Here is a 678-nt window from a genome sequence, read left to right as displayed (position 1 = left end):
TCTGGACTTAATTGTTTTAACAACTTTCCGTATCTGTCAAATATATAAATTTTTGCATTACTTCCAATACCTGCGATGTTCCAAGTTTCATTAAATCCATCTCCATTGGGTGTAAAATACAATGGGTAGTCCACTATAAATGTTGTTGCCGTTGCTGTTCCACAGCCTAACTTATCTCTGGCTATAATCTCATGCTCACCCGCAGATACACCACTAAACACTGGATCGTCTTGCCATGGCCCGCCATCTAAACTAAACTCATACTCGCCTATCTCATCGCCTAATACTGCTTGTATAACGTGTGTTTCTGAAAAAGCTTGTGTTAATCGTTCTATACTTACACTTGGTGGCTCACTTTCTTCTACTACTGTGCTGTCTGCGTTCTCGCAACCGGTTACTAAGTTAACGATTGTTACGCTATAATTTCCACCTGCACTTGGCATTAACGTTGCTTCTGTTTCGCCTGCTATAACAACCCCTTCATAACGCCATTCAAAACTATAGTCGGCCGTTGTTAAGCCTGTATCTATCTCTAATGGAGCTAATATCTCGGTACCATTGGTATTGATACATAAAGTGTAGCTATCTTCTAAATCAAACTCTGGTAACGGATTAACTTGTAAAATCACTTCTGCTATAGCATAACAGATTGAGGTATCATTACCTGTAACGCCATCT

At 39.7% G+C, this 678-nt stretch carries 1 protein-coding gene; it reads right to left on the bottom strand.

The window, feature by feature from the left end; translation table 11 throughout:
* Positions 1-678, bottom strand: a 678-nt coding sequence (locus HNV08_RS16230; protein ID WP_173282411.1) for a T9SS type B sorting domain-containing protein, incomplete at both ends; no start/stop codon positions are given.

It is taken from the genome of Winogradskyella eckloniae (assembly GCF_013249045.1).
GTDB classification, from domain to species: domain Bacteria; phylum Bacteroidota; class Bacteroidia; order Flavobacteriales; family Flavobacteriaceae; genus Winogradskyella; species Winogradskyella eckloniae.
The sequence above is the reverse complement of the archived record's forward strand: the minus strand, read 5'-3'. Positions and strand labels throughout refer to the sequence as shown.